At 46.3% G+C, this 24,730-nt stretch carries 23 protein-coding genes; 12 read left to right on the plus strand and 11 right to left on the minus strand.

Annotation, left to right across the window (positions count from 1 at the left end; genetic code table 11):
- The first annotated feature begins 154 nt into the window (after window positions 1-154).
- The 4 genes from QCB44_RS03075 to QCB44_RS03090 all read left to right on the plus strand — a co-directional run bounded on the left by QCB44_RS03075 (window position 155) and on the right by QCB44_RS03090 (window position 3,458).
- Window positions 155-898, plus strand: coding sequence for an MBL fold metallo-hydrolase (locus tag QCB44_RS03075; protein WP_279407862.1), 744 nt, complete (start codon window positions 155-157; stop codon window positions 896-898).
- A gap of 81 nt (window positions 899-979) precedes the next feature.
- Entirely contained in the window at window positions 980-2,077 is a 1,098-nt protein-coding gene (locus QCB44_RS03080) for a YeeE/YedE family protein (RefSeq protein ID WP_279407863.1), read from the plus strand.
- A gap of 39 nt (window positions 2,078-2,116) precedes the next feature.
- Window positions 2,117-2,692 (plus strand): class I SAM-dependent methyltransferase, encoded by a 576-nt coding sequence (locus QCB44_RS03085; RefSeq protein WP_279407864.1) that lies wholly within the window; start codon window positions 2,117-2,119, stop codon window positions 2,690-2,692.
- A 103-nt stretch (window positions 2,693-2,795) separates the two neighbouring features.
- Window positions 2,796-3,458 carry a metalloregulator ArsR/SmtB family transcription factor gene (locus QCB44_RS03090; RefSeq protein ID WP_279407865.1) on the plus strand — a complete coding sequence of 221 codons (663 nt, stop codon included), beginning with the start codon at window positions 2,796-2,798 and terminating at the stop codon, window positions 3,456-3,458.
- On the opposite strand, the gene QCB44_RS03095 is transcribed toward QCB44_RS03090, so the two are convergent.
- Window positions 3,354-4,430, minus strand: a complete 1,077-nt coding sequence (locus tag QCB44_RS03095) for a hypothetical protein (RefSeq protein ID WP_279407866.1) — start codon at window positions 4,428-4,430, stop codon at window positions 3,354-3,356. The genes QCB44_RS03090 and QCB44_RS03095 overlap by 105 nt on opposite strands.
- 390 nt (window positions 4,431-4,820) lie before the next feature.
- On the opposite strand from QCB44_RS03095, the gene QCB44_RS03100 reads away from it, so the two are divergent.
- From QCB44_RS03100 to QCB44_RS03125, 6 genes are all read left to right on the plus strand, one after another.
- Window positions 4,821-5,024 (plus strand): AlpA family phage regulatory protein, encoded by a 204-nt coding sequence (locus QCB44_RS03100; RefSeq protein WP_279407867.1) that lies wholly within the window; start codon window positions 4,821-4,823, stop codon window positions 5,022-5,024.
- A complete protein-coding gene (locus QCB44_RS03105; protein WP_279407868.1) occupies window positions 5,021-5,944 on the plus strand; it encodes a hypothetical protein in 924 nt (307 codons plus the stop codon). Before QCB44_RS03100 ends, QCB44_RS03105 begins: the two co-directional genes overlap by 4 nt.
- Window positions 5,944-6,990 carry a PriCT-2 domain-containing protein gene (locus QCB44_RS03110; RefSeq protein WP_279407869.1) on the plus strand — a complete coding sequence of 349 codons (1,047 nt, stop codon included), beginning with the start codon at window positions 5,944-5,946 and terminating at the stop codon, window positions 6,988-6,990. Before QCB44_RS03105 ends, QCB44_RS03110 begins: the two co-directional genes overlap by 1 nt.
- On the plus strand, window positions 6,983-8,770 hold the full coding sequence (locus QCB44_RS03115; protein WP_279407870.1) for a DUF927 domain-containing protein: 1,788 nt from the start codon (window positions 6,983-6,985) through the stop codon (window positions 8,768-8,770). The genes QCB44_RS03110 and QCB44_RS03115 overlap by 8 nt, the downstream gene beginning before the upstream one ends.
- 128 nt (window positions 8,771-8,898) lie before the next feature.
- Window positions 8,899-10,182: an ATP-binding protein gene (locus tag QCB44_RS03120; RefSeq protein WP_279407871.1), complete on the plus strand. Its 1,284-nt coding sequence runs from the start codon at window positions 8,899-8,901 to the stop codon at window positions 10,180-10,182.
- A gap of 8 nt (window positions 10,183-10,190) precedes the next feature.
- A complete protein-coding gene (locus QCB44_RS03125) occupies window positions 10,191-10,856 on the plus strand; it encodes an RloB family protein (RefSeq protein WP_279407872.1) in 666 nt (221 codons plus the stop codon).
- 662 nt (window positions 10,857-11,518) lie between these two features.
- Here the strand turns inward: QCB44_RS03125 and QCB44_RS03130 are convergent.
- The 5 genes from QCB44_RS03130 to QCB44_RS03150 form a co-directional block, all read right to left on the minus strand.
- Window positions 11,519-13,105: a GGDEF domain-containing protein gene (locus tag QCB44_RS03130; RefSeq protein WP_279407873.1), complete on the minus strand. Its 1,587-nt coding sequence runs from the start codon at window positions 13,103-13,105 to the stop codon at window positions 11,519-11,521.
- A 46-nt stretch (window positions 13,106-13,151) separates the two neighbouring features.
- The gene (locus QCB44_RS03135; RefSeq protein WP_279407874.1) at window positions 13,152-14,801 is read right to left on the minus strand and encodes a GGDEF domain-containing protein; all 1,650 of its coding nucleotides are present in this window, start codon (window positions 14,799-14,801) and stop codon (window positions 13,152-13,154) included.
- Window positions 14,802-14,993: 192 nt separating this feature from the next.
- Window positions 14,994-15,521: a DUF2062 domain-containing protein gene (locus QCB44_RS03140; RefSeq protein WP_279407875.1), complete on the minus strand. Its 528-nt coding sequence runs from the start codon at window positions 15,519-15,521 to the stop codon at window positions 14,994-14,996.
- Between the two features lie 167 nt (window positions 15,522-15,688).
- Window positions 15,689-16,984 (minus strand): 6-phosphofructokinase, encoded by a 1,296-nt coding sequence (locus QCB44_RS03145; RefSeq protein ID WP_279407876.1) that lies wholly within the window; start codon window positions 16,982-16,984, stop codon window positions 15,689-15,691.
- Between the two features lie 114 nt (window positions 16,985-17,098).
- On the minus strand, window positions 17,099-18,349 hold the full coding sequence (locus QCB44_RS03150; RefSeq protein WP_279407877.1) for an HRDC domain-containing protein: 1,251 nt from the start codon (window positions 18,347-18,349) through the stop codon (window positions 17,099-17,101).
- A 220-nt stretch (window positions 18,350-18,569) separates the two neighbouring features.
- Between QCB44_RS03150 and mpl the strand changes: the two genes are divergently transcribed.
- Together mpl and QCB44_RS03160 are read left to right on the plus strand one after the other, a co-directional pair.
- Entirely contained in the window at window positions 18,570-19,895 is a 1,326-nt protein-coding gene (gene mpl, locus QCB44_RS03155) for a UDP-N-acetylmuramate:L-alanyl-gamma-D-glutamyl-meso-diaminopimelate ligase (RefSeq protein ID WP_347710090.1), read from the plus strand.
- 121 nt (window positions 19,896-20,016) lie between these two features.
- On the plus strand, window positions 20,017-20,712 hold the full coding sequence (locus tag QCB44_RS03160; protein ID WP_279407879.1) for a DNA-J related domain-containing protein: 696 nt from the start codon (window positions 20,017-20,019) through the stop codon (window positions 20,710-20,712).
- A 15-nt stretch (window positions 20,713-20,727) separates the two neighbouring features.
- On the opposite strand, the gene QCB44_RS03165 is transcribed toward QCB44_RS03160, so the two are convergent.
- From QCB44_RS03165 to rpiA, 5 genes are all read right to left on the minus strand, one after another.
- Window positions 20,728-21,198 carry a DNA starvation/stationary phase protection protein gene (locus QCB44_RS03165; protein WP_279407880.1) on the minus strand — a complete coding sequence of 157 codons (471 nt, stop codon included), beginning with the start codon at window positions 21,196-21,198 and terminating at the stop codon, window positions 20,728-20,730.
- 224 nt (window positions 21,199-21,422) lie between these two features.
- Window positions 21,423-21,959 (minus strand): elongation factor P hydroxylase, encoded by a 537-nt coding sequence (locus QCB44_RS03170; RefSeq protein WP_279407881.1) that lies wholly within the window; start codon window positions 21,957-21,959, stop codon window positions 21,423-21,425.
- 90 nt (window positions 21,960-22,049) lie between these two features.
- Window positions 22,050-23,330, minus strand: coding sequence for a glutamate-1-semialdehyde 2,1-aminomutase (gene hemL / locus QCB44_RS03175; RefSeq protein ID WP_279407882.1), 1,281 nt, complete (start codon window positions 23,328-23,330; stop codon window positions 22,050-22,052).
- A 40-nt stretch (window positions 23,331-23,370) separates the two neighbouring features.
- Window positions 23,371-23,874 carry a TlpA disulfide reductase family protein gene (locus QCB44_RS03180; protein ID WP_279407883.1) on the minus strand — a complete coding sequence of 168 codons (504 nt, stop codon included), beginning with the start codon at window positions 23,872-23,874 and terminating at the stop codon, window positions 23,371-23,373.
- A gap of 154 nt (window positions 23,875-24,028) precedes the next feature.
- A complete protein-coding gene (gene rpiA, locus QCB44_RS03185; protein WP_279407884.1) occupies window positions 24,029-24,694 on the minus strand; it encodes a ribose-5-phosphate isomerase RpiA in 666 nt (221 codons plus the stop codon).
- Window positions 24,695-24,730 lie beyond the last annotated feature (36 nt).

Here is a 24,730-nt window from a genome sequence, read left to right on the forward strand (position 1 = left end):
GCAAAAAACTTTAATCAACCATTTAGTTGAATAATGGTGTGAAGATGGGTATAGTGACTAAAATTCAACTAAATGGTTGAATACAAGTATTTAACTAAGCAGTGCGCATTCAACATGCATTTAAAACTTTTGAAAGTCATAGAGGAATATACTCATGTTTTTATTTCAACATACACCGGTATCAGAACCTGGTTCTTTGTCTTATCTGTTAGGCTGTGTTGGCCAAGGCTTGGGGATTGCTGTAGATGTTCACCAAGATGAAATTGATTTGTATTTGGATGTAGCAGAGAAAAAAGGCATCAAAATTGCCTACGTTATTGATACACACGTTCATGCAGATCACTACTCTGGTGGTTATGAGCTTGCACAAAGAAGCGGTGGGCAGTATGCACTTCACAAAGATTCTCCTGCACAGTGTGATTTTATGCCACTGGATGACCGTCAAATCGTGAAAGCCGGAAACGTAGAGGTAGAAGTCATGTATACACCAGGGCATACCGATGACAGCATCATCTTAATGGTTACAGACCGTTCCCGAGCAGATGAACCTTGGTTTCTGGTAACAGGTCACACCTTATTTGTAGGCAGTGTCGGGCGTCCGGATCTTCACGGAAGAGAAGAGGAAATGGCGAATAAGCTATACGACTCTATTCACGGACGTATCTTGCCGCTACCCGACACCATGGAAATTTTGCCAGGGGCTCAAGCAGGAAGTGTATGCGGTGCAGGCATTAGCGGGAAACCCATGTCTACCCTTGGTTTTGAAAAACGTTACAACGCTACGCTAAAGCTGGATCGTGAAGCGTTTGTAAAACAGGTCGCAGGAACAGTTTTACCAGAGCCGGACTCGATGAAAGGCATTGTGGCCTTCAATCTTAACCCTACCCAAAAATCATAACCTTTAAAAAAGAAATAAAAAGTAATAGACATCCTTGAGTCTCATAAGCGAGATTTGTTGGATGCACCGAGGAAAACAAATATGGAATTATTAACGGCTTTCTGGCCTTATTACATTGGTATATTGGCATTAGCGGTGATCTTTGGATTTACCGCTCAACGCAGTGCGTTTTGTCCTGTCGGTGGTATGCGTGATTGGATGAGTCAAAAACAATTTGCCCGTTTAGGCACTTATTTCGGTGCAATAGCAGCGGCCATGATTTTTACATCGATTGTTGAGGGCACCAACTGGGTTGACCTTTCACAGACGATGCCTCCGTATCGCAGTGCTGAATTTAGTTGGGGACGCTATATCATTGGCGGGTTCATTTTCGGCTTCGGGATGGTTTTAGCGGCTGGATGCGGGATGCGCAACCTAGTACGTGTTGGACAAGGAAGCTTTAAAGCAATATGGCTGGTGGCATTGATGTCTCTGATGGCCTACTTGATGACACGCACGGACTTTTATGCAAATTGGGTTTTGCCAATCGTATCTCCGCTGAGCGTAACTTTTGAACAAAGCGGCGCGCAAGATCTTGCCAGCATCATCAGCGGTAAAAGTGAGTATACAGCTACATTGCGTTGGATTTTAGGTGTACTAATCGGCCTTGGCGTATTCTTCTGGTTGCTGAAATCCTCTGCATTTAAGCAGGCCAAGCCAATCGCAACGGCTTTGATTATTGGTGGTGTCATTACAGCAGGATACAGCCTTACAGGTGGTTCTTATGCTGAGTATATTCAAGGTGAGGCGTCTTTTATGGATATTCCACCAGCTGGACTAGGCACTCAATCATTTACGTTTGCCGCACCTATGGGCGATGTCGTTTACTGGTTATCTGAACCGAATTGGGCGTTGGTAAGTTTTGGCGTACTGGCTGTATTAGGCATGGTCATTGGCGCGGCTATCAGCTCGCTACTTCAAGGAAGCTTTAAATTGGAAGGGTTTTCATCCGGCAAAGACTTTATCATTTCAAGCCTTGGAGCCTTGTTGGTCGGGTTTGGCGCCGTATTGGCAATGGGATGCTCAATCGGTCACGGTCTTTCCGGCGCAGCGACGCTTGCGCTAGGATCATTTGTCGCCTTAGCATCAATTTTGGCCGGTGCTTACACCGGTATTCGCTTAGAGTCACGTTGGCAATAACATTGATTGCCGCAATTTAACTCAATGGATTGCTAATAAATGAAAGTTCCGCAAAGCGACATGCCAGAACAAGAGCTATGGGAAAGCTTTTTTAACCCTACTGGACTAATGCAAACTTTTCTGCCAGATGCACCTCTGGCAGGAGATGTAGCTGAACTCGGTGTGGGTTATGGCACCTTTACCAAGGCTTTGATGGCATCGGTTAAAGGAAAAATACATGCCTATGATATTGAGCCTGAAATATGTTCAGCTTTGCAAGCGCGCTTTAATGATTTCACACCAGATAGATTTGAGATTTATTGTAAGGATGTGTTATCTGAGGGGACTGGACTCCCTTCAAACTCGCTTAGTTTGGTAACGGCATTTAACTTGTTACACTTTGGTAATCCTCAGCGTTTATTAAGCCATGTTTATGACATCTTAGAGCCAAGAGGACATCTTCTGATTATTCATTGGCGTAGTGATATTGAAACGCCCCGTGGGCCAGATTTAGAATTACGACCAACTCCTGAAACGGTGAATCAGTGGTGTCAGGAAGCTGGATTCAATCTGCTTCGAAACCCAGATATTAGTGATAGCTGTCCGTGGCACTTTGCGGTCATCGCAACTAAATAGATTCGACTTACAGCAAACCGGCATTACACATCATCATTTAGATGATGTTACTGTCGTTTTTTCATATAGAATGAATTTTCTATTTATAGAAGAATGTTAACCAATGTCATCTCAACCACTTAAACGCAATTTATTTGAGCAGCTTGCACAGGTAAGTAAATCCTTGGGCCAAGCTAATCGTCTGATGATTCTGGACATACTGACACAGGGTGAGTGCGATGTGGATACTCTCCATCAAAAACTGGGATTGAGTGTTGCCAATGTTTCGAAGCATTTACAGAATCTCAAGCAGGCTGGATTGGTAAGAAACCGTCGTGAAGGTCTGCGCGTTATTTACGCCTTAAGTGACGACTCTGTGTTTCGCTTAATTGTAAGCCTTCGAGAAGTCGCCGAAACCCAACTTGAAGAAATGCAGTCATTGTTAGCCGAACACATCAGGCCAAATACGCCATTAGAGCCGATTTCGTTGCAAGCGTTAAAGAAAATGCAACTCAATGACGAGCCTTTCACATTACTTGATGTGCGTCCACAAGATGAGTTTTCAGCAGGTCATCTTCCCAGCGCCATTAATATACCTATTAATGAATTGCCAAAAAGCCTTGGAAAACTTAATAACCAGAAACCAGTAATCATTTACTGTCGTGGACCTTATTGCATGTGGTCACATGAAGCCGTTCAAACTCTTCGTGCAAAAGGGTATGAAGCGAAACGTTTGAATGAAGGTTATCCTGAGTGGCAAGCACAAGTCTACAATAGCAATGTGTGAACCGGTTAATTTCGGTAAACCTTTTAACACTTCTGTCAGATTCGCGTCTGATGCTTTTTGCCTTTGTACATGAAGGCGGATTTCAGTCTGTCTTTTATGTTCCTTAAAAGCTTGTCTGGCTTTGAGCAGTTGTTCTTCTTCCTTTTTCTTTTCCTCGATATACCGTCTTTCAAAAGCTATACGTTCATTTTCAAACTCTGGTAAAAGGGAATTTGAATAATGTAACCAAGAAGATGATGAGTTAGGTTGAGTCAAGAATGTACGCATTGCGCCATAAGTGATTTCTGGCAAATCTTTTACATTGATTTCAATTGTAGGAATATCTAGTTTTATAATTTTTTCAAGCTTACTTTCATCGACAAAATGGGTATTGGCAATTTCCACTAAATGTTCCCTGTCCTCAATTTTCACAATTAGATCAGGACGTATGCCCCCTAACCATTTCTCAACTCTAACGGAGTTAACGGTGGTCAAATCGTAAGGAATTTTTTTCTTCAGGGTGTGAATACCTGAGTGATGTAGCATATTATCTGTAAGCCATGCGGCTTCAATTGGTAAATAATTTATTTGATAAAGCTTTATTTTTTTTCCACATAAATGTGAGTCTAGGCCTTTGGCGTGGGAGGGAGTTCGGCTGAAAAATTCATAAGAATTTTCAGGTTTTCTTATTGGAAGCAAAAAAGTATAGACCGGTATACACATCGGCAACCAGATTTCCTGTTCGTTCTCGATCACCTCTTTGGCAAGTAGATGCAACGTGCTTTCTAAGCCACCACCAGAACATTCCTGACCAAGATGATAAAAGTGATAAGTGCCGTTTTTGCTAATTCTACGTCTCAGTTTACCGTTACAATCTGGACAGAAGTAATCCTGTCTTTTTTTTGCTCTTGCTGCTGGGATTAATTCATTGTATCTGGTCACTGGAACGAGACTGGGTTTGGCATATGGCGTCTTTATAATACTTTTGGTCAATCAAAATCCCCTTTTCCAAGAAAATTACATAAAGTGGGAATGCAAGGTTTCGTAATATCTCAATTGTGAATTTGAATCAAAGGACTGAGAAAATTCATTAAATTGTATTTTAAGCTCATACACTGGATGTCCTTTTTTAACAGGTATATGGTCAGTATAGGTATTTGTGAATTTGTAATCAAAACCATTCAAAAATTCAGACTAAATCGTCCAAAACAAAAAGTTACCTAACCCTAATTGAATTCTGTTTTAAAAGGATTTCAGTTTGTTTATCTGTTCAAATTCAACCCTACCTTACCCTATGGGGTAATCTTACCTTTTTACTGATAGTCATTAAGCTAGCACCTGAATTCTATTAAGGCAAACCACTAAATATTAAAGGGTGCAGTTATGAATGAAAACACAACCAAACTAATAAGGATTGGTGAGGTATCTAATCTCACCACCATTTCTAAATCCCATTTATATTATTTGATTAGAAATAATAGGTTCCCGCGTCCAATAAAAATTTCTGAACACACTAGTGTTTGGGATATTAAAGAAGTTAACGATTGGATTCTCTCTAAAAAATCAGCTAGGGGAGAAGAACAATGACAAGTCAATATACAGCATTGAAGGATCTGATTGGTGAGGTTACTGGCTTTGAACTTCCTGATCACATTCCGGAAATTGGAAAGCAGTATGATACGGCTATTCCAAACCCTGACGTTTACAAAACAGCAAATCGAGGCGCTTACTTTGTTTATTTTGGGGATGGAAATTTACTTTTGCACTCCAGGGTCACGGGTGAACAGTACCGTTTTGATGGTATTGAAAAGGACTATGCCGATTTTGAGAAAAAAGCACGGGGCTGGCGTAAACAAGAAGAAAAGATTTTGTGCAAGAAACTTTACCAAAATGCGGATAAAGTCGATTTAAAAGGGCATCCAGTAGCCAGTAAATGGAATGTAGATGACCTGATTCAGATGGGGGTAGTAAGTCATGAAGACTTTGCTCCTGATGGTATTTCGTTTGGTGAGTTGCGTTGTCATGATGATGATTTGGTTCAGGCGTTCTGGGCATTTGAAAAAGAAGATGGACGGTATCGTGTTGAGTCCGGCCATGCAAATTTGGTTGCGGTACGTATGCATGGTGCGAATGGGATTCATGATCCCTTTTCTACCGAAGATATTGAACCTTGTTTACACATTCACCAGATGGTTTTCCAGTCAGAGCCGACGTTGCCATTCAAACGTTATGCGACAGAGCGGCCTGGCACACCGGTTTTCTGGACATGCGGGATTGAGAATGCTTTGAGGGCTCGACGTGACTATCCAGATTTCACCATTGTAGAGGCTTTTAATGTTGAGCACCTGAATAGTCTGGTCGATAGAAAGCTGTTCGGTAATGGTGATGAGTATGTTGGTTTAAGTTCAAACGATCTGCGCGCGTTTATGTCGACTTATAGGGTGCATCCAAGGGAGGCCATGCGGTGTACCGGTGGTGTCACTGTTGTACCGATGAGGGCCGCTTGATGAAAACGGATGATAAGTTAGAGCCGGTTGATCTGGCCACTCTTTGCAGTATGCTGGATTTTATTTCGGCAGACCAGCCGCGTGAAGAGTGGACGCGGCTTTTGATGGCGGCTAAGTCTGAATTTGGTGACGGTGCCAAAAGTGTGATGCAGGCCTGGAGCGCTACCGCACCGAGTTACGATAAAAACGCCTTTCTAAGTACCTGGAAGAGCATTAAGGCTTCTGGTGGTGTGAGTATCGGCACCTTGATTCACGAAGCCAAACAGAACGGCTTTAGGTTTGCACCTATCAGCAAAGAAGAAAGGAAAAGGTTAAAAGCCGAACAGCGAAAACGAGAGGCGCAGCGTAAGCAGTCAGAAGCCAAGGAACGACAGGAGCGCGAGAAGTTACAAAGTGATGCTAAAGAACGCGCTCAAAAGTTGTTATCGGAGCGTGCATTCCTAGCTAATCCTGAACATCCGTATTTTGTGAAAAAGGGCATTAATGGAGAGGTAAACCGGTTGAGTCGTGTTTATCAGTTTGCTGAAACATTAATGATACCGGTGTATCAGCTAGATAAGCGTGGCGAATTTGAACTCTGCAGTTTGCAATTTATCGGGCCAGATGGCGAAAAATTTTTTCTGAAAGGAGGCCTGACCAAAGGCGGGTTTTACCCGCTGCGTTTTAGTGGGCAGATTGTCACGATTGTGGTTTGTGAGGGCTTTGCCACCGGTGTGACGGTGGCGCTTCACTATGAGCCATTAGCGGAGGTAATTTGTGCTTTTAATGCGCGTAATCTGGCTCCGGTTGCCAGAGCGTTTAAACGGCGTTATCCGCTGGCCAGAATTATTATTGCCGGTGACAATGACCGGAAAACCGAGAAAAAGACCGGTGTTAATGTTGGGGTGGTCAAGGCCTCTGAAGCGGCGCGCCTGGTAGACGGCGCCTTATTGATACCGGAGTTTGCAGAGCATGAAGCCGGTACTGATTGGAATGACCGATATTTGTTAGACCTGGCAAATCACACGGCAGCGAATGAAGCGGCGGGAGGTGCGGCTTATGGGTGAACTGCAAGCATCCAACCGCGAAATTGATTTGACCGAAGCCGATCGGGCCAGTGAGAAAGTGAGCATCGTGGCCCAGAGAAAGGTTAATGAGCTTCCGGAAGGGTATTCCTTTGGTGAGAATGGCTTGAGCTATCTGGATCCGCACAATGATAACGCCAACCCTGTTTTAATTTGTTCAAAATTAGAAGTGACGGCGATGACGTGTGACACTTCCGGAAATAACTGGGGTAGGGTGTTGGAGTTTTCCGATCCGCAAGGGCGTTCTAAAAAGTGGGTTATGCCTATGGAAATGCTGGCCGGTCGTGGCGATCTCCTGCACAGTACGCTTCTGAATATGGGGTTAAGACTTTCCACCAGCAGTAAGGCTAAATCACTGCTGGCTCACTATATTCAGTCATGTACGGGTAATGGGATCTCAATTTGTGTTAACCGCATCGGCTGGTTTAAGAATTGCTATGTATTGCCTGACCGAACTATTGGCGATCGTGACGGTGAAGAAATATTGTTTCAAACGGACCACCCAACCAGTTTAGGTTTTAGTGTTTCAGGTACTCCGGAAGAGTGGCGGGATAATGTGGCTGTTTTTGGTATTGGAAACAGTCGTATAGCTTTTGCGATTAGCGCGGCGTTTACAGCACCATTGCTTTCTATGCTGGGCATTGAGGGCGGTGGTTTCCATTTTCGCGGTGAATCGTCAAAAGGTAAGACCATTACGCTGTATGCTGGCGGTTCGGTTTGGGGTGGGCATGATCGAAAGAATACCTGGCGTGCGACTTCTAATGGGCTGGAAATGACTGCCTACCAGCACAATGACAGTTTGCTGCTGCTGGATGAAATGGGTGAGATGAATCCCAGAGACATTGGAAATACGGTTTATATGTTGGCAAATGGCCAAGCAAAGCAGCGCATGAATGACGCTACCCCAAAGCAGTGGCGGCTGTTTTTTCTTTCTACCGGAGAGATCGATTTAAAAAGCGCAATGAGTGAAGTCGGAAACATCACACGTGCCGGTCAAGAGGTACGCCTGGTGGATATTGAGGCGGTGGCTGGTGAATACGGTGTATTTGATCGGTTGGCCGAAGGGTTTGCGTGCAGTAGAAGCCAGGCAGAACACCTGCAGGAAATGACCGGGAAATTCTATGGGGCTGTCGGCCAGGTGTTTTTGGAGAGGTTTACCCTGCTTAAACAAGAATCGCTGGATTATTTTAAAGAGGCACGGGAAACGTTTAATCGAGAAAATGCGCCCGACCAGGCTAACAGCCAGGTACAGCGGGTGCTTAACCGTTTTGCGATTGTGGCCGCCGGTGGCGAGCTGGCGACCAGTTACGGTTTGACAGGCTGGGAGCAAGGAGAAGCATATAGCGCTGCCAAGGCGTGTTTTAACAGCTGGCTTTCAAATTTGCAAAGCGCAAAAGACTCACAAGAAGAAATCCAAGCGATTGACCAGATCCGGCTGTTTATTGAACAGCATGGAGAGAGCCGATTTACCGATCTTGACCATTACAGCGAGAGCAGGCCGATTAAAACCATTGATAAAGTCGGCTACCGGGCGGGTGAGAATGATGGTGGGCCAATTATGGTTTATTACTTCTCTCCCAGTGCATTTAAACAGGTTGTATGTAAAGGAATAAGCTGGAAACTTGCGCTCAATGCCTTAAAAAATAGAGGATTCTTAAAACACGAACAAGGTAAATTACAATGCCGTACCCCCAAAGAGACGGAAAAGGGAAAAAGAGAGGGGTGTTATGCGGTTAAAGATTTAATTCTTCAGGATTTGTAAGAGAGTTAAGCAAGTATTAAGGTTGGTTTAATGTGTATTTCGTGTTATTTCTTTGTTAAGATGTGAATAAATATCTTTATTTGACATATTTTGTCATATTTACTCTTAAATTCTTATATGGGTTCCCTATGTTAATTGAATTCTCTGTTTCGAACTTTCGTTCGTTTAACTCAACCCAAACATTTTCAATGTCTGCTGGTAATTTAAAAGAAGAATCTGCAGATCGCTCCTTTAATTTGTCTAATAGTGAGTACTTAGAAAATCTTACGCTATTAAAAAGTGCTGTTGTTTATGGGGCAAATGCAGCAGGGAAGTCGAATTTTATTAAAGCTATTGGGGCCATGAAGCGCATTGTTACAAGGTCAGCTAAGTCTGGACAAAGGGGCGACTTATTACCTGTAAGTCCATTTAAGTTGAACTCCAAAACAGTTGGTAATCCATCTGAGTTCGAGGTTATTTTCGTTTCGAATGGTGTTCGATATCAATATGGTTTTTCAGCTACATCTGAACAAGTCTATGATGAATGGTTGTTTGCATACCCTAAAGGGAGAGCGCAAAGATGGTTTTCTCGTGTGTGGGATAAAAGTTCAAATGATTATGACTGGGAATTTGGAACTAGCTTACTGGGAGAAAAACAGGTTTGGAAGAAGGCAACTCGAAAGAATGCACTATTTTTATCGACGGCAGTGCAGCTCAATAGTGAGCAGTTAAAACCGGTTTTTGATTGGTTTAGTGATACATGCCGTTTAATAGGTGTTAACGGCTTTCCGACTGAATTTAGCGCAAAATATTGCCATAAAGGTGAGAGTGAAGAGGTATTACGGTTTCTAAAAGAAGCTGATTTAGGTATTGACCACATTGATATTACACCTAATAAATTCGACGTTAATGAAGTTTTACCTGACGATATGCCTGATGCGTTACGTGAAGCTCTTGTGAATGAAATGAAGGACATTGATCAAGAAATTTATGAGGTAACAACCTATCACAATAATGAAAAGGGTGAAGCTGTGCCTTTTGAAATTGATGAAGAATCCACAGGAACACAAAAACTGTTTGCATATTCAGGGCCATGGTTGGATGTACTTAAAAACGGTTATGTTTTAGTAGTTGATGAATTGCATGATAACCTTCATCCTAGATTAGTTCAGTACTTAGTCGAATTATTCCATCAACCAAAAACAAATCCTAAAAACGCGCAGTTAATTTTCACAACTCATGAAACATCAATTTTAAATCAAGCTGTTTTTCGCCGTGACCAAGTCTGGTTTACCGAAAAAAATGATCTTTCAGAAACAGAGATTTATCCTTTAACTGATTTTAAACCAAGGAAAGGAAGAGAAAACTTAGAGGCAGCCTATTTGGCTGGACGTTACGGTGCTGTACCTTATGTAAAAAGCTCGGTGAAATAGGTGCGTTTATGGGATCGGATAACATGCATCACAAGAGAAAAGCAAGAAATGCGAGAACTCTTCATCGTAGAACGTCGAAAAGGTCTCCTTATGATAAGGTTTTAATTGTATGTGAAGGAGAAAAAACCGAACCATACTATTTTCAAGAGTTGATTGATCACTATCAAATTAATACCGCAAATGTCGTTGTGGATAGCAAATCTGGCTCTAGTCCAGACCGAGTTTTGAAAAGAGCAGAAGACTTATACAAAGAGTCCGTAAAAACTGGAGATAATTACGATAAAGTTTTTTGTGTCTTTGATAAAGACTCTCATAAGCATTTTATATCCACAAAAAAAGCTATAGAAATAAAAAAACCAAAGGGTGTCTTTGTATCTATTACGTCAGTTCCTTGTTTTGAATATTGGGTGCTACTTCACTATAAGTATTCAGATGCCCCTTTTGTTAGAGGTGGTTCAAAATCGATTTGTGATAATGTTGCAAAAGAGGTCAAAATCTTTGACAAAGACTATAAAAAAGGAGCTAGAGGTTTATTTTTTAAATTAGAAAAAAATTTATCGATAGCTAAAAAGCATGCTGATATGTCATTAAAAGCAGCATTATCAACTGGAACTGATAATCCAACGACTAATATTCATGAATTAGTTGATTATCTGCAAAACTTGAAAAAGTAATCTTAATAAGGGAAAAAACTTCTTTAAGAAATCGAGTTCTCTTTTCCCAAAAGAAGAATACCGCGCGCAAAATCTGTATTTTTCAGAGGGTCCCTGTTGCATAAAGTCCTGTACGGGTGCGTAGAGGCGCGGTTTTCCGCTAGATTTTCACTTGAACGTATAGGCAACTTACCCGCCTCTGCAACAATTCACCAGCCTGGTGCAAGTTTAAACGGTATAAATCATTAAAAGAATTTCGTCCCTTTCGTCCCTGTCTTGTCCCTTAAAAGGGACGGCTTCAAATCCTTTATAAAAGCGGTTCGTCCCTATTGTCCCTATTGTCCCTTTAAAAAATATAACTGTTTACAAAAAAGCCTTGTTTAATGAGAATGATCGGCGCGTGAATTTGGTTGTGATCGGATAAATGACTAAAATCTGCGCGCGGTATTTTCCTTTTGGAAAAAAACAAAAAACGGCTTTTTAATTATCCAGCGCAAAATATAGAGTGGCGAAATGAAATGGGGTTAAGATTGGGGTTAAAGTTTGCTGATTGGCTTTTAACCTTATGTTTTAAAAGGGATGTTTTATCCCTAGTCCACCGCCATATTTCAAAAGAACCCGCATAATCTCAAGGTTATGCGGGTTTTTTTATGCCCAAAATAAGTTGTTGACTGGTTTAAGCTTTAGAGATTGCCTTGGTTTACCACCACGCGATCTTTACCGCTGTTTTTAGCTTGATAGAGTGCTTTGTCCGCTTCGTGCCAGAATTCTTCAAGGCTGCCTTCGGTAAGTGCGATTCCCGCGCTGGCGGTGATAGAGAATTGACTGTCCATACTTGGACATTGAACGGTGGTGTTACGCACCTCTTTTAGAATGTTTTGGGCAATATCGGTGGCGTCGTTTAGATTACAGCCGACTAACAGCATGGCAAACTCTTCCCCGCCTATTCTGGCGACTAAGTCATGCTTTTTGCGATGATGGGTGAGGATTTGCGCAAATGAGATCAGGGCCGCATCACCCGCACAGTGTCCGTATCGGTCGTTAATCTCTTTAAAGTTATCGATGTCAAACATCACAAAACAGCAGGGGGTGATGTTTCTTTGAGCTTGACTGAGCAGGCCTTGTGCTTGTTCAACCAGGCCATGCCGATTCTGTACTTTGGTCAATTGATCGAGCGTGGCAAGTTCTGAAAGCAGGCGATTGCTTTTTTTGAGCTCCACTGAGAGTCTGCGGAATTTGACAATGATTAGACCGGCAATCAAAAGCAGGGCTGCCGCGCCAACGGTTATCTGGAATGCGAGCTTATAATCTCGCTCTTGAGGTGCTTCAAAGAGAAAACCGTTCAAGTTAGCGTCAACAGGGGCCATGTTGAGTTGTTGGTAACTCTCTGCGATAAACTGCCAGCGTTCGGGGTTCATATGTCCGACTTGAACCAGTTCCGGCATGATGAGTTTTTTGAGGGTTCTCGCTTCATAGCGCAGATGGTCAAGGGTTTTTTTGGGGGCGTATTTCTGGTGGAGAAGCTGTACCGTCTCTTCCAGATGTTTTAAGGCGTACTCCCAACCTTTTAGGGTGGCCTGTTTAAAACGCATGGCGAGTTCAGGGCGTTTGCGGGCGATTTGTTCACTGGTAATCAGTACGTCACTGTAAAAATTGATGCCGTAGTCTCTGGGGTTAATCAGGTTGTACTCAATGCCTTGCTGCTTGAGATAGTAAGGCTCGTTGGAGAGATAACCGTCGTAGGCATCGGCTTGACCATCAATCAGGTCTTCGATGCGATAGCTGGTCGGTTTGATATTGATCTGCTCCATACTGATGCCTTCCCGTGTCAACATGGTCAGCAATTCGGCGCTTTCAGGCGGCGGCATAATCAGCAGTTTTTTGTCTGCCAAATCGAGTGGGCCGCGAATATTGGACGACTTTAAGGTGATCCAAACGATGGGTGAGGTCTGCATAATGGCCGCCAAAGCCACGACCGGCTTGCCATTCATTCTATCGATGACCACGCCGGAACCGGTGACGGCAAAATCCACCTTGCCGCTGAGGACATCATCAATCGGTTTTAAAGCGTGAGGGCCTCCGGGAATCAGTTCAACATTCAAGCCTTGTTGTTGGTAAAACCCTTTTTCTTGCGCGATGTAGTAGCCGGCAAATTGGAACTGATGCAGCCAGCGCAGTTGAACTTTTACGTTTTCAAGTGCAGAAACCGCAGGGCTCAGAGCCAGTAGGGTTGTTAGGATGAAGAAATGTCGGGTTAGGGAATGAATCATAAAGGATTGTCTTATAGGCTGTGGGTTAAAAACCGAATCTTTCAAATTAGGGCTCTATGACTGAGGGGGCAAAATGGATTTGGTTTTTACCACTTTGTTTGGCCAGATACATGGCCGAATCTGCACTGTCGAGCATCTGTTCAAGCGAGAGAGGGGCGTCTTCGGTGGAGATGGCGATGCCAATACTGGCACTCATGCTGATTTGGACAGACTCGATATGCATAGGGGCACAAATGGCTTCCAGTAGCTTTTTGCCCAGATGACGGGCGCTGTTCTGTTCATTCAGATCCGGCGTGATAATCACAAATTCATCTCCTCCCATGCGGATCACAATATCGCTGGAACGGACGATATTTTGCAACCGTTTAGCAATGATTTTGAGCACTTCATCGCCGATATGGTGGCCGTATTCATCGTTAATGGGCTTAAAACCGTCAAGGTCAATAAAGAACAGGGTGAGCGGCGGGTCTAGATTGATTCCCAACAGGCCTGTGTGCTCTTTGTCATGAAACAGAGCGTGACGGTTATAAGCCCCGGTCAGCTCGTCGTGATACGCCATGAACTGGGTACGGTTTTGGTAATAGCTTTTATCTGAACGATAGCTCGCTAAAATAAAGGCGATGAACGCCATGACGATTAAAGAGATGATGATAAAAAATCGTGCTTCTTTGAGTTGCTGATCGGTGTTGTAGGCGAAGTTGGTTTTCGGTAAAAAAGAAACCAGTATCCATTCGTAATGTTCAATTTGGCTATTAGTGACGAAATGGTGTTGTTTAAAGTCATAACCACTGAAGTTTGGAAAGGTACTGGGCTCAAGGGGGGAGAGGGTTTTAAAAGTGTAAAGCCCTTCCTTGGTTAAGATTTGTCCGGCTTTTAACTGCTTAAGCTTTTGCCACAGATGAGGCTTTTGTTTAGCCAGGGTCATGTGCTGTTTTTCTTCAAACATGAATCCCCACTCTTTTTCAGGTTCTACATTTTTTAGCCAATAGCCGTTCTGATCCAGAAGCGAAAGTTCCGAGTGTCCGTCCTGAGAATGAATCGGTGGCTTGAGTGCTTGGCGCATGTGTTCCGCCAGGTAGTTCAGTACCACCATCCCCATAGGCGAGCCATCGGGTGAAAAGAGTTTTACGCCCACTCTAATCATGGGTTTGAAAGGTCGTTCGACGAGGTTGTGCTCGATATTGAGGTCCATTCTGGAAACATAAATCTGATTTAAGCCCAGTTGGCTAATGTCCTGAACATAGTAGCGGTGCGATTTATTTTGTAGATGGTTCTCTGGAACGATACTGGGCTGGCCGTTATTGTAGTTGATGCGAATGATTTCCTGGCCGTCGTTGTTTAAAAAGCGTATTTGATCATAACGGGCGCGGGTTCTGGATATGTTCAAATAGGCTTTGGCCAGTTGTCTTTGGATTCGTTTTAATGGTGTTTGATTACTTGTTAAAGCCTCGCAGGCAGGCAAGGCGGTAATGGTTAACAAGTCGGACAAAACCTCTTCATATTCGCGCATAACGGCCTTTTCATAGGCGGCGATCAGCTGCCTTTCCTGGGCTTCGTGCAATTCATATTCGTGCTGCGCTTCAAATTGATACCAGAAGGCGATCAAGAGGACGAAAAGCAGAATCAGAATGGAGTACGAGATGAGGAAGGATCTAAAAATAGGTGGATGATTGCGCTGCTTCGAAGAGTGATTCATAGCTTACTCGGCAGTGGGAGAAAGGAATGCGGAGTTGGTCAACGCCGTTGAGGTTGTTGAGTAATAACTGTCTAACATTCCATTGCCTTTCAGTATGACTTAATTAGGATTATAGGCAAAGGTGAAACGGAGTGGTATAAGTAATTATTCTTATATTTTATATAAGGAGGCGGGGTGAGTGAAGAAATGGAGTTATTTTCGGGACTGAATGCGCTCACGGACGGCGCTAAAAGCTTCTAGCCAGTGAAAATAAGCGATTAGGGTATAGAGGACGCCACCAATCATGAGACCTAGCATGATATTGCCGAAATAGAAGGCTTGCCAAATATGTGGAAACACCTCTTCAAACCACTGTTCAGAAGCGATGGGAATATTCGAAGAGAGGTGATACAGATCCGGTGTGCCTAGCACCCAGACCCCGAATTTGTAGCCCCCATACCAGATCGGCCACATGGTCAGCGGATTGGTTACCCAAGCTAAGGCTGTCGCTAACGGAATGTTGGCGCGAAGGTAATAGGCAAATACCGACCCCAATACCATCTGGAAAGGGATGGGCAACATCATGCAAAAGGAGCCGATAAATCCTGCACGTGCAAACGATTTACGATCTCCCGCCCAATAGACGCGATCTTTGAAGCGTGGAAAGTATTTGTTCAGAAAGGCCGACTGTTTGGTTTTACGACCTATCTGATGAATTTTTAAACGCAGGTATCGCAGCATATCAATCAATAGAACTCAAAATACGGCTGAAAGTCACCTCAACAGGCCTGTTGAGATTTACCGAAAAGTATTAGAAAAACATTATTTTAACGCAATCTAAACAGGACTGCTGAGGTTCTATTGATCTGCTTGAAATGGGATTCACTCACAATGGGAATCCCCCACGGTCACTTGACTGCGGTGTAGCGAGCCAATTGTTTAGGGATACGCCCGAACTGGAGCGGTTTTAATGCCGGCAGGCCGTTTTCAAAGGGTAACGGGCGCTCCCCTTGAATTAAGGGTAAGAGGTAATCCAATCCGGCCTCGCTGATATCCATACCGTCTGCACTTAAAAACGCATCCGGCACGCGGTATTCCAGATCGGCGACCGCAAACAGCTCAATGTTTTTAAAACGCCATGTAAACGGACTGTCACCGGTTTTTTCCACTACCGGCAGGACACCGTGTTCATGGTTTAAAGCGGCTTGAACCGCAGCTTGTCCGGCTTCGTAAGCGATCTGCCAGTCTGTTTGCGAGACAATATGGCTTGCGGCTCGTTGCAGGTAATCGGGCACGGCACTGTGAGTTTTGCAGCCGAATTCGTTGGCGACGATTTTGGCAATACTGTGCGCTACGCCGCCTAACTGGGTGTAGTCTTTGAGATGTGTATGCTCGACGTTTTCGATTGAAATGTAATCGCCGTTTTCGTCGGTCAATCCTTCGGAAACAATACAGGTGCAGTAGCCATGAGTTGCAAAATAACTGCGCACTTTTTGCAGGAAGGCCTCGCGTATAAACGGGCGTTCCGCCGGAAGAATAATCAAAGGCACGTCCGGCATTTGGGTTTTGATCAGGCCTCCTGCCAGAGCCAGCCAACCGGCATTGCGTCCCATGGCTTCCAAAGCAAAAAAGCGCGTGGAAGTATTGTGCATCGAGTAGAGATCCAGGGTGGCCTCAAGCAGACTGGTGGCCAGGTATTTGGCCGCGCTGCCAAAGCCTGGGCTGCAGTGTGACAGGGCCAGGTCGTTGTCGATGGTTTTGGCGATGCCAATGCAGATGACCGGATGGCCGTGTTCCGAACAGTAATCGGAAACTTTTTGCGCGGTGACCATTGAGCCGTTACCGCCGTTATAAAAGAAATAGCCGATGTCGTAGGTTTTAAACACTTCCAGCACGCGTTGGTACTGCTGAGGATTATCTTCCACCGGGTCCAGATCAAAGCGGCAGGCTTCAAAGGCGGCTCCGGGCTGTGACTTAAGACAATCGAGCGTGGCTTGAGACAAGTTGCTGACATCCACCAGCTCCTCTTCCAATACCCCTTTAATGCCGTTAATGGCCGCAAACACTTGGCCGAACGTTTGTGGGTTCTGTTGACACCGTTCGATCACGCCGGCGGCACTGGCGTTAATGACGGCGGTCGGTCCACCGGCTTGGGCATAAAGGACGTTTTTGGAAACGGAAATATGAGCAAAGGTGGCGTTCATTGGCGTTCTCTTACATGTGCCTGTTCGATTAACGGGGTTACTTTTTGATCGGAATTATAAACGATTGCCTGCCGCGCTTAATGGCAATTTAATGACGATGCTATGCCGGATGCTTCAGTAGGGTTTAAAGATTAATCGCCCTTGCTCTATCTGTAAGCTGGCCTGGGATTGCAATAGCCTTTGCAGCGGTTGCAGCACCAGCAGTGCCCGCCAACCGGTCAGGGAAGAGTGTTGCGGTGAGCGGATTAATTCCAGCAGTTCCGCTTTATGAATCAGGTTGTGGGGATTGAGACGGTAATCAAGCGCAATCTGTTGGCAAAAGCTTAAGCACAGACTGACCAACACGTCTTCCTGAGGTGAGGACGGGGCTGGCTTGGCTTCGGGGTGAGGCCAACTTTCCGGTTCCGCGGCAAACACCTCATCGATGCATTGAATCCACTGCTCACCATGAAGTTTGACCGACGAGGCTTTGATGTTCGGTACCTTGTACAGCGCTTCCGCCACTTTAGGCGGGCGTTTGGCAATGGCGGTAATGACTTCGTCGCTCATCACCCATTTCTTAGGTTGGTTGTGTTCTATGGCGAAGCGTTCTCGCCATTCGGCGAGCGCATAAACGATCGCCAACTGTTTGGGTTTGAAGTTGCGTGTACCTTTGATTTTTTCCCCGGCCTTTGCCGGGTTCGCCTTATATAAGGATTCGTCCAGAAGGGCATCGCAATCCTGTTTGACCGCTTTGAGTTGTTCGTCAGTCAGCTTGGCCATAAGGGTTTCATAGAGCGGAGCGAGATAGCGTACATCGTCAATCGCGTACTGAATCTGTTCTTCACTCAGGGGGCGGGCATGCCAATTGGTGCGGGTTTGGCTTTTTGGCAGCTTGTGCCCCAGTTCGGCTTCGACCACCCGGGCAAAGCCGGCGATGTCGCCGTGTTTGAAAAACAGCGCCGCCAGTTGCGTGTCAAAAATTGACACCGGCATTTTTTGGCCGACTTGATACAATACTTCGATATCCTGGCGCGCGGAGTGAAACACTTTGAGCAGGCCTGGATCGGTTAGAATGGATACCAGACCTTCGAGCGGATTGGAATCAGGTGAATCGGAGGCGCTCTGTTTGATCGCCAGCGGGTCGATAATGGCCACCTCGCCAAGGCAATCCTGAATTTGCACCAGACTGAGTTCAGGGAAATAGGTGTCGGTGCGGACAAACTCCGTATCCAATGCAATCCAAGAGATGGCGTCAGTGGTGATGAGGTGCTCGGCATAGCGTTGCAGAGTCACTTCATCCTCGATCGCCAGATAGGGGGTTTTCGCGTTAACAATCTTTTGGGTTTGCGGGCGTGAGTCGGCGTTTGAAATCGAATTGGACATGGGGCGCGGCGCTGTATTCATTATTTTAGTGACTATATGCCTCAAATTATAAAGTAACCGATTCCTGAGCGTACAATGGATTTGACGGTTTTTGTCCCGCCCTGACGAATAAAATCGTCATAATAAAAAAACAACATTTGTATTTTAGAAACGGCATCAGAGCAAGGACATCTGTGTGAAACAACAAACTATTCATATTCTTGGCATCGCCGGCACCTTTATGGGCGGCATCGCGCAGCTGGCGAAAGCGATGGGGCACCATGTCAGCGGTTCCGATAAAGCCATCTATCCGCCGATGAGTACCCAGCTGGAAGCCGCAGGGATTGCCGTGGCCGACGACCAGGATGTGAGTTTTCTCAAGAGTGAACCGGACGCAGTGGTGGTAGGCAATGCACTGAGTCGAGGCCATTCTGCGGTGGAAGCCACACTGAATGCGCAGCAATTCTATACTTCGGGGCCGCAATGGTTAGCCGAACAGATTTTGAAAGATCGCTGGGTGGTCGCGGTTGCCGGCACCCACGGCAAAACTACGACCGCTTCGATGGTGACCTGGGTTCTGGAATATGCCGGTTTGAATCCGGGCTTCCTGATTGGCGGCGTACCCGAAAACTTCGGCGTTTCCGCCAGATTGGGGGCGTCACCGTTTTTTGTGGTGGAAGCCGACGAGTATGACACCGCCTTTTTTGATAAGCGTTCCAAGTTTGTTCACTATCGTCCTCGCACCTGTGTATTGAACAATCTGGAGTTTGACCATGCCGATATTTTTGATTCGGTTGCCGATATTCAAAAACAGTTCCATCATCTGGTGCGCACGGTGCCGGGCAATGGTTTGATTGTGATGCCAAATGACGAAGCTAATTTGAACGAAGTGATTGAAAAAGGCTGTTGGACGCCGATTGAAAAGCAGGGTTCGTCCGCCGAATGGAGTTATCATTTGTATGAAGCCGATGGTTCGGAATTTGAGGTGCGATTTCAGGGCAGCTGTTTAGGGCGTGTACAGTGGGATTTAACCGGTTTGCACAATGTGCGCAACGCCTTGAGTGCGGTCGCGGCTGCGGTACATTGCGGCGTGCCGGCGCGCACTGCGGTGGAAGCATTGTCGGAGTTTAAAGGCATTCGTCGCCGAATGACCTTGATTGGCGAGGCCAAAGAGATTCAGATTTTTGACGATTTTGCCCATCATCCTACCGCCATCGCCACCACGCTTGAAGGGGTTAAAAACCGGCTGCATAAACTCAGCAGGCCTGGCCGGTTAGTCGCGGTATTTGAACCCCGTTCCAATACGATGCGGATGGGGGTGCATGCACAAACGTTACCCGCTGCGTTTGACCAGGCGGATGCGGTGTTTGCCTTTATTGACCCGGACTGGAATTGGCAATTGCCAACCGATGCATTCAAAGCGCCACTGACGATCTCGGACAGTTATGACGCCTTGTTAGCCGATTTGTTGGCGCAGCTGCAACCGAATGACACCGTGGTGATTATGAGCAACGGCGGCTTTGGCGGCATTCATCAGAAGCTATTGGCCGCTTTGCAGGACGCCTAACAATGTGGGCGTTGTTAGAAATTGTTCTGCTGATGCTTCTGGTCGGTTGGATTATATGGATGATTAAGCCGCCAAAACGAACCTCCCAAAGAAAAAAATGAATTAACACAAAGGAAACGCTGTGTCTCAAAACCCTCTGCCACCCATTTCACCGCAGCTTGAAGACAGTTTGTGGCAACTGTTAGGGTCCGGTAGGCGCTGGACAGAATACCAGTTAATGAAGGTTTTAAGTGGGCAGGATGAAGAGCAGGTAGTTGCAGATAGGATCTTTCCTGAGTTTACTCCCAATTTGGATTCTCTGGAGATGTTTCGTTCCCACTTCTTGTTGTTTCATGTACTTTACCGTTTGCAGGATCAGTGGCTGAAAGCGGGACAAGGCCGATTGCACATTCATACTTTGGGTATTTATTTGCAATCTGAAACCGATAAGAGGGAGGGGGCAGAAAGCGAAGCGAATGCAGAGGCATCCCAACACACGGCAGGCCTGATCCAACAAGATCCGTTAAAAAGCTATTATCTGGATTATGATGAGTTTTTAAACACTCAGCAAGCGGATGTGATTGCGCTTTTGGATGCGTTTTGGGAACGTATGGATGACAAAGGACGTTTTGAGGTGAACGGGCGAAGCCGTGAACAATCGATTCAGCAAGCCTTGAATACCCTCGATCTGTCACAAGAGGAAGCGGTTAGCGCTGAAAGCGTCAATGTGCGATTCCGCCACCTCTGTCAGCGTCACCACCCCGATAAAGGGGGAGATGCGCAACGTTTCCGAGCCATTTGTGAGGCAAGGGAAGTGCTGATCGCTGCCTTGCCTTAGTTCGGTTAGATGCGATTATTTGCGAGTTGCACGCAACATCCATGCGGTCTTTTCATGGACGCGCATGCGATCCGAAACCAGGGCCGTGGTCGATTCGTCTTCACCTTCTTGGGCCAGTTTTAGCACTTCACGGCAAGTGCGAATCACCTGTTCATGTGCTTCGGTCAGCAGGTCCACCATTTCAGTAGCGGGAGGAACCCCTTCGGCCTGTTTGATCGCACTTAAACGTTCAAATTCCTTAAAAGTACCGGGTGCGGCGACATCCAATGTGCGAATGCGCTCGGCAATATCATCCACTGCAACGGCCAGTTCGGTATAGTGCTCTTCAAACATCAGATGGAGCTCACGGAATTGCGGACCGGTCACATTCCAATGAAAGTTATGGGTTTGTACGTAAAGGGTATAGGAATCGGCCAATAGACGCTTAAGTCCTTCGGCGATTTTGAGACGGTGCTCTTCGGTGATGCCAATATTGATGCTTGTCATGACACTCTTCTCCATGGTTCGATCATTCCAAAAACCGCAAGGCCGGCAAAGACCATTGCTGCGTTGCAAGTGGCTAGGAAATGGAATTGCCGTTTCCGTATGGAAACCATTCGCGAATTCTTCGGATTTAGCTTAGCAGGGATGAAATTCAAATACCACCCTAATCGCTTAGGATTTGGAGTGTGATGGCCGAGCCATTCGGCTTAAGGTTCTAGGCAGGGGTACTAATCAGGAAGCTGGTTAAATTCTTGAATTTTAAGCGGTTTTTGAGGGCGGTAATGGGCAATCAGAGCCTCTGACCACATTTGGGCGCGTTTGGGCAGGCCGGTGGTCAGGTAATCGTGCACCTGTTCTAAGACCGCCTGTTTAAAGTGTGCAGATGGCTGGTTATTCAGCGCCAGATTGTCGGCGCTGAAATGAAAGCGGAAGTTGGCGGATTGAGAGAAGATCCACTCCAGAGCCTGTGGTTTGACCTCAACCCTTTCAAATTCTGCCTGACGTTCGGCGCTGCGTCCGTCCGGTTCATACCAATAGCCGAAATCTTCCAGCAGACGCCGTTCTTTGCCGGCGACGCACCAGTGAGCGATTTCGTGCAGCGCACTGGCAAAAAAGCCGTGGGCAAAGATAATGCGGTGGTGTGGATGGGAGGCATCCGCTGGGCGATAAATCGGTTCTTCCTCGCAACAAATCAGTTCGGTGTTGTAAGTGGGGAGGAATAGGTTGTTGAAAAGGCAGACGATTTGTTCAGGTGTGTGTTTCATATAACAGCGGGTCGGAAAAGCAGTCAGACAATACCAATTAAAAAGGCGCTTAGAAAGCGCCTTGTTCCTTACTCTGTCAGTTACAAGCGATCAGAGCTTGGCCATGACACGACGTGCGGCTTCGATGGTGGCATCGATATCGGCATCGGTATGCGCAGCGGAGACAAAGCCGGCTTCAAAAGCCGAAGGCGCTAGATAAACCCCTTCATCCAACATTCCATGGTAGAAGGCCTTAAAGCGCTCCATATCTCCTTTTGCCACTTGTGCGTAACGACGGATGTTTTTCTCTTCACTGAAGAAAAAGCCGAACATGGCGCCGACCTGGTTGGTGGTGAATGGAATGCCGGCTTCGTCTGCCGCCGCCTGTAAGCCTTCAACCAGGCGTGTGGTTTTGGCTTCCAGCGCTTCAAAGAAACCGGGTTCGCTGATCAGTTCCAACGTTTTCAGTCCCGCCGCCATCGCAATCGGGTTCCCCGACAAAGTCCCCGCCTGATAGACTGGACCCAGTGGGGCGATGTGTTCCATGACTTCGCGTTTTCCGCCGAAGGCCCCCACCGGCATGCCGCCGCCGATGACCTTACCGAAGGTGGTCAGGTCCGGGGTGACCTGGTAACGGCCTTGCGCGCCCTGCAGACCCACACGAAAACCGCACATCACTTCATCGAAAATGAGGACGCTGCCATGCTCATCGCATACTTCACGCAGGGTTTGCAGGAAACCGTCTTCCGGCGGAATGCAGTTCATGTTGCCAGCAACCGGTTCGACGATGATGCAGGCGATTTGATCGCCGATTTCAGCAAATACTTTGCGTACTTCGTCGGCATCGTTGTGAGTCAGAGTCAGGGTTTCTTCGGCCAGTGCGGCCGGTACACCCGGTGAAGAAGGCACGCCCAATGTCAGTGCACCGGAACCGGCTTTAACCAGCAACGAATCAGAGTGACCGTGGTAACATCCCTCGAACTTCACGATTTTGTCGCGTCCGGTATAGCCGCGTGCCAAACGAATCGCGGTCATGGTCGCCTCGGTACCCGAGCTTACCATACGTACCATATCCATGGATGGAATCAAGTCGCAAACCAAATCTGCCATGGTGGTTTCGATTTGAGTTGGCGCCCCGAAAGAAAGCCCGGATTCCGCTTTTTCCTGTACCGCTTTAATCACTTCAGGATGAGCGTGACCTAAAATGGCCGGACCCCAAGACGCGACATAGTCGATATAACTGTTGTCGTCCTCATCAACCAGATAGGCGCCTTTGGCGGATTTGAAAAAGACCGGATCGCCGCCGACGCCTTTAAAAGCACGCACTGGCGAATTTACGCCGCCCGGAATGTGTTGCTGGGCGGCTTGGAATAGGTCGTGGGATCTGCTCATTGGGATTCCTTTATGCTTTTATCGGGATAAGAGGCAACGCCTAAAGTTGCGGGCTCATTTGTTTGATGCGCTCGGTCACCAGGTCAAACTGAACTTCACCCACCTGGCGGTAGACGATATTGCCGTTGGGAGCGATCAGGAAACTGGTTGGAGTCAACAATACTTCGCCAAATGCCTGGGCAATTTTACCGTCACTGTCTTTGACAAAAATAAACGGATAAGGGTTGGTTTCAATAAACTTTTGTACCTGGTCGGCCGGGTCATATTGCATGGAAACGGCCACCAGTTCGAAACGGTCACCAAGGGCGTTTTTCATTTGTGCCAGGTGGGGCATTTCTGCAATGCAGCCGGGACAGGAGGTGGCCCAAAAATTAACCAATACCGGTTTTTTCGGTTGGCTCAGATTGATGCTTTGTCCTTGGGGGTTCTTGACGGTAACATCCGGGGCTTTACCGAGGCCGTCAGAGAAGACGGTAAAGTAAAGCAGGGCGCCCAGAAGGACAATGACCAATAAGCCAAAAAGTTTGCTGCCGAGATTATTCATGAGTGGTATTCGCTTATTTATTAGGTTTGAATAAACCGAATCGAATAAATAGAAAAACGGGTAAAAAAGACCGCGCTTTAGCATCCTGGAATGCGGCCAATGTAACAGGCCGCTTACCAGGCCTGTTCACTTTTTGTGGGGGATTCCCCCGAAATTACTCTGCGGTAATCGTTTCCACGCCATTAAGTGTGCCGCATAGGAATACATCGGCTTTGCGGGCCGCGAACAAACCGTTAGTCACCACGCCGACAATGCTGTTCAATTCCGTTTCCATCGCAACCGGGTCGGTGATTTCCAAACCATGAATATCCAAGATGACATTGCCGTTGTCGGTCGTAAACCCTTCACGTAATACCGGCTCACCACCGAAACGCTTAACCACTTCACGTGCGACATAGCTACGGGCCATAGGAATGACTTCGATCGGCAGAGGGAATTTCCCCAATACGTCGACTTTTTTACTTTCGTCGGCAATGCAGACGAACTTTTTCGCGACGGCTAATACGATTTTTTCACGCGTTAGCGCACCACCACCGCCTTTGACTAAGTGCAGGCCCGGATCCGCTTCGTCAGCGCCGTCAATGTAAACCGATATTTCCGCGACACTGTTCAGATCCAAAACCGGGATACCATGACCTTTCAGACGTTCTGCCGTCGCTTCTGAGCTTGCAACCGCGCCTTCGATCGATCCTTTGATTTTGGCCAGTTCATCAATAAAGAAGTTGGCGGTTGAACCTGTGCCGACACCGATAATGGTATCTGGAACCACGTATTCGATCGCAGCTTGGGCAACTTTTTGTTTCAATTCATCTTGTGTCATGACATTCTCTTCTCTGTCTTATTATTTGGTATTGAT

The sequence above is a fragment of the Thiomicrorhabdus sp. zzn3 genome (assembly GCF_029767755.1).
Lineage (GTDB): Bacteria > Pseudomonadota > Gammaproteobacteria > Thiomicrospirales > Thiomicrospiraceae > Thiomicrorhabdus.

Bases quoted from the DNA above. Each gene is read 5' to 3' on its own strand.
- QCB44_RS03075 (WP_279407862.1), top strand. From the start codon at position 155: ATGTTTTTATTTCAACATACACCGGTATCAGAACCTGGTTCTTTGTCT.
- QCB44_RS03080 (WP_279407863.1), top strand. From the start codon at position 980: ATGGAATTATTAACGGCTTTCTGGCCTTATTACATTGGTATATTGGCA.
- QCB44_RS03085 (WP_279407864.1), top strand. From the start codon at position 2,117: ATGAAAGTTCCGCAAAGCGACATGCCAGAACAAGAGCTATGGGAAAGC.
- QCB44_RS03090 (WP_279407865.1), top strand. From the start codon at position 2,796: ATGTCATCTCAACCACTTAAACGCAATTTATTTGAGCAGCTTGCACAG.
- QCB44_RS03100 (WP_279407867.1), top strand. From the start codon at position 4,821: ATGAATGAAAACACAACCAAACTAATAAGGATTGGTGAGGTATCTAAT.
- QCB44_RS03105 (WP_279407868.1), top strand. From the start codon at position 5,021: ATGACAAGTCAATATACAGCATTGAAGGATCTGATTGGTGAGGTTACT.
- QCB44_RS03110 (WP_279407869.1), top strand. From the start codon at position 5,944: ATGAAAACGGATGATAAGTTAGAGCCGGTTGATCTGGCCACTCTTTGC.
- QCB44_RS03115 (WP_279407870.1), top strand. From the start codon at position 6,983: ATGGGTGAACTGCAAGCATCCAACCGCGAAATTGATTTGACCGAAGCC.
- QCB44_RS03120 (WP_279407871.1), top strand. From the start codon at position 8,899: ATGTTAATTGAATTCTCTGTTTCGAACTTTCGTTCGTTTAACTCAACC.
- QCB44_RS03125 (WP_279407872.1), top strand. From the start codon at position 10,191: ATGGGATCGGATAACATGCATCACAAGAGAAAAGCAAGAAATGCGAGA.
- QCB44_RS03130 (WP_279407873.1), bottom strand. From the start codon at position 13,105: ATGATTCATTCCCTAACCCGACATTTCTTCATCCTAACAACCCTACTG.
- QCB44_RS03135 (WP_279407874.1), bottom strand. From the start codon at position 14,801: ATGAATCACTCTTCGAAGCAGCGCAATCATCCACCTATTTTTAGATCC.
- QCB44_RS03140 (WP_279407875.1), bottom strand. From the start codon at position 15,521: ATGCTGCGATACCTGCGTTTAAAAATTCATCAGATAGGTCGTAAAACC.
- QCB44_RS03145 (WP_279407876.1), bottom strand. From the start codon at position 16,984: ATGAACGCCACCTTTGCTCATATTTCCGTTTCCAAAAACGTCCTTTAT.
- QCB44_RS03150 (WP_279407877.1), bottom strand. From the start codon at position 18,349: ATGTCCAATTCGATTTCAAACGCCGACTCACGCCCGCAAACCCAAAAG.
- mpl (WP_347710090.1), top strand. From the start codon at position 18,570: ATGGGCGGCATCGCGCAGCTGGCGAAAGCGATGGGGCACCATGTCAGC.
- QCB44_RS03165 (WP_279407880.1), bottom strand. From the start codon at position 21,198: ATGACAAGCATCAATATTGGCATCACCGAAGAGCACCGTCTCAAAATC.
- QCB44_RS03170 (WP_279407881.1), bottom strand. From the start codon at position 21,959: ATGAAACACACACCTGAACAAATCGTCTGCCTTTTCAACAACCTATTC.
- hemL (WP_279407882.1), bottom strand. From the start codon at position 23,330: ATGAGCAGATCCCACGACCTATTCCAAGCCGCCCAGCAACACATTCCG.
- QCB44_RS03180 (WP_279407883.1), bottom strand. From the start codon at position 23,874: ATGAATAATCTCGGCAGCAAACTTTTTGGCTTATTGGTCATTGTCCTT.
- rpiA (WP_279407884.1), bottom strand. From the start codon at position 24,694: ATGACACAAGATGAATTGAAACAAAAAGTTGCCCAAGCTGCGATCGAA.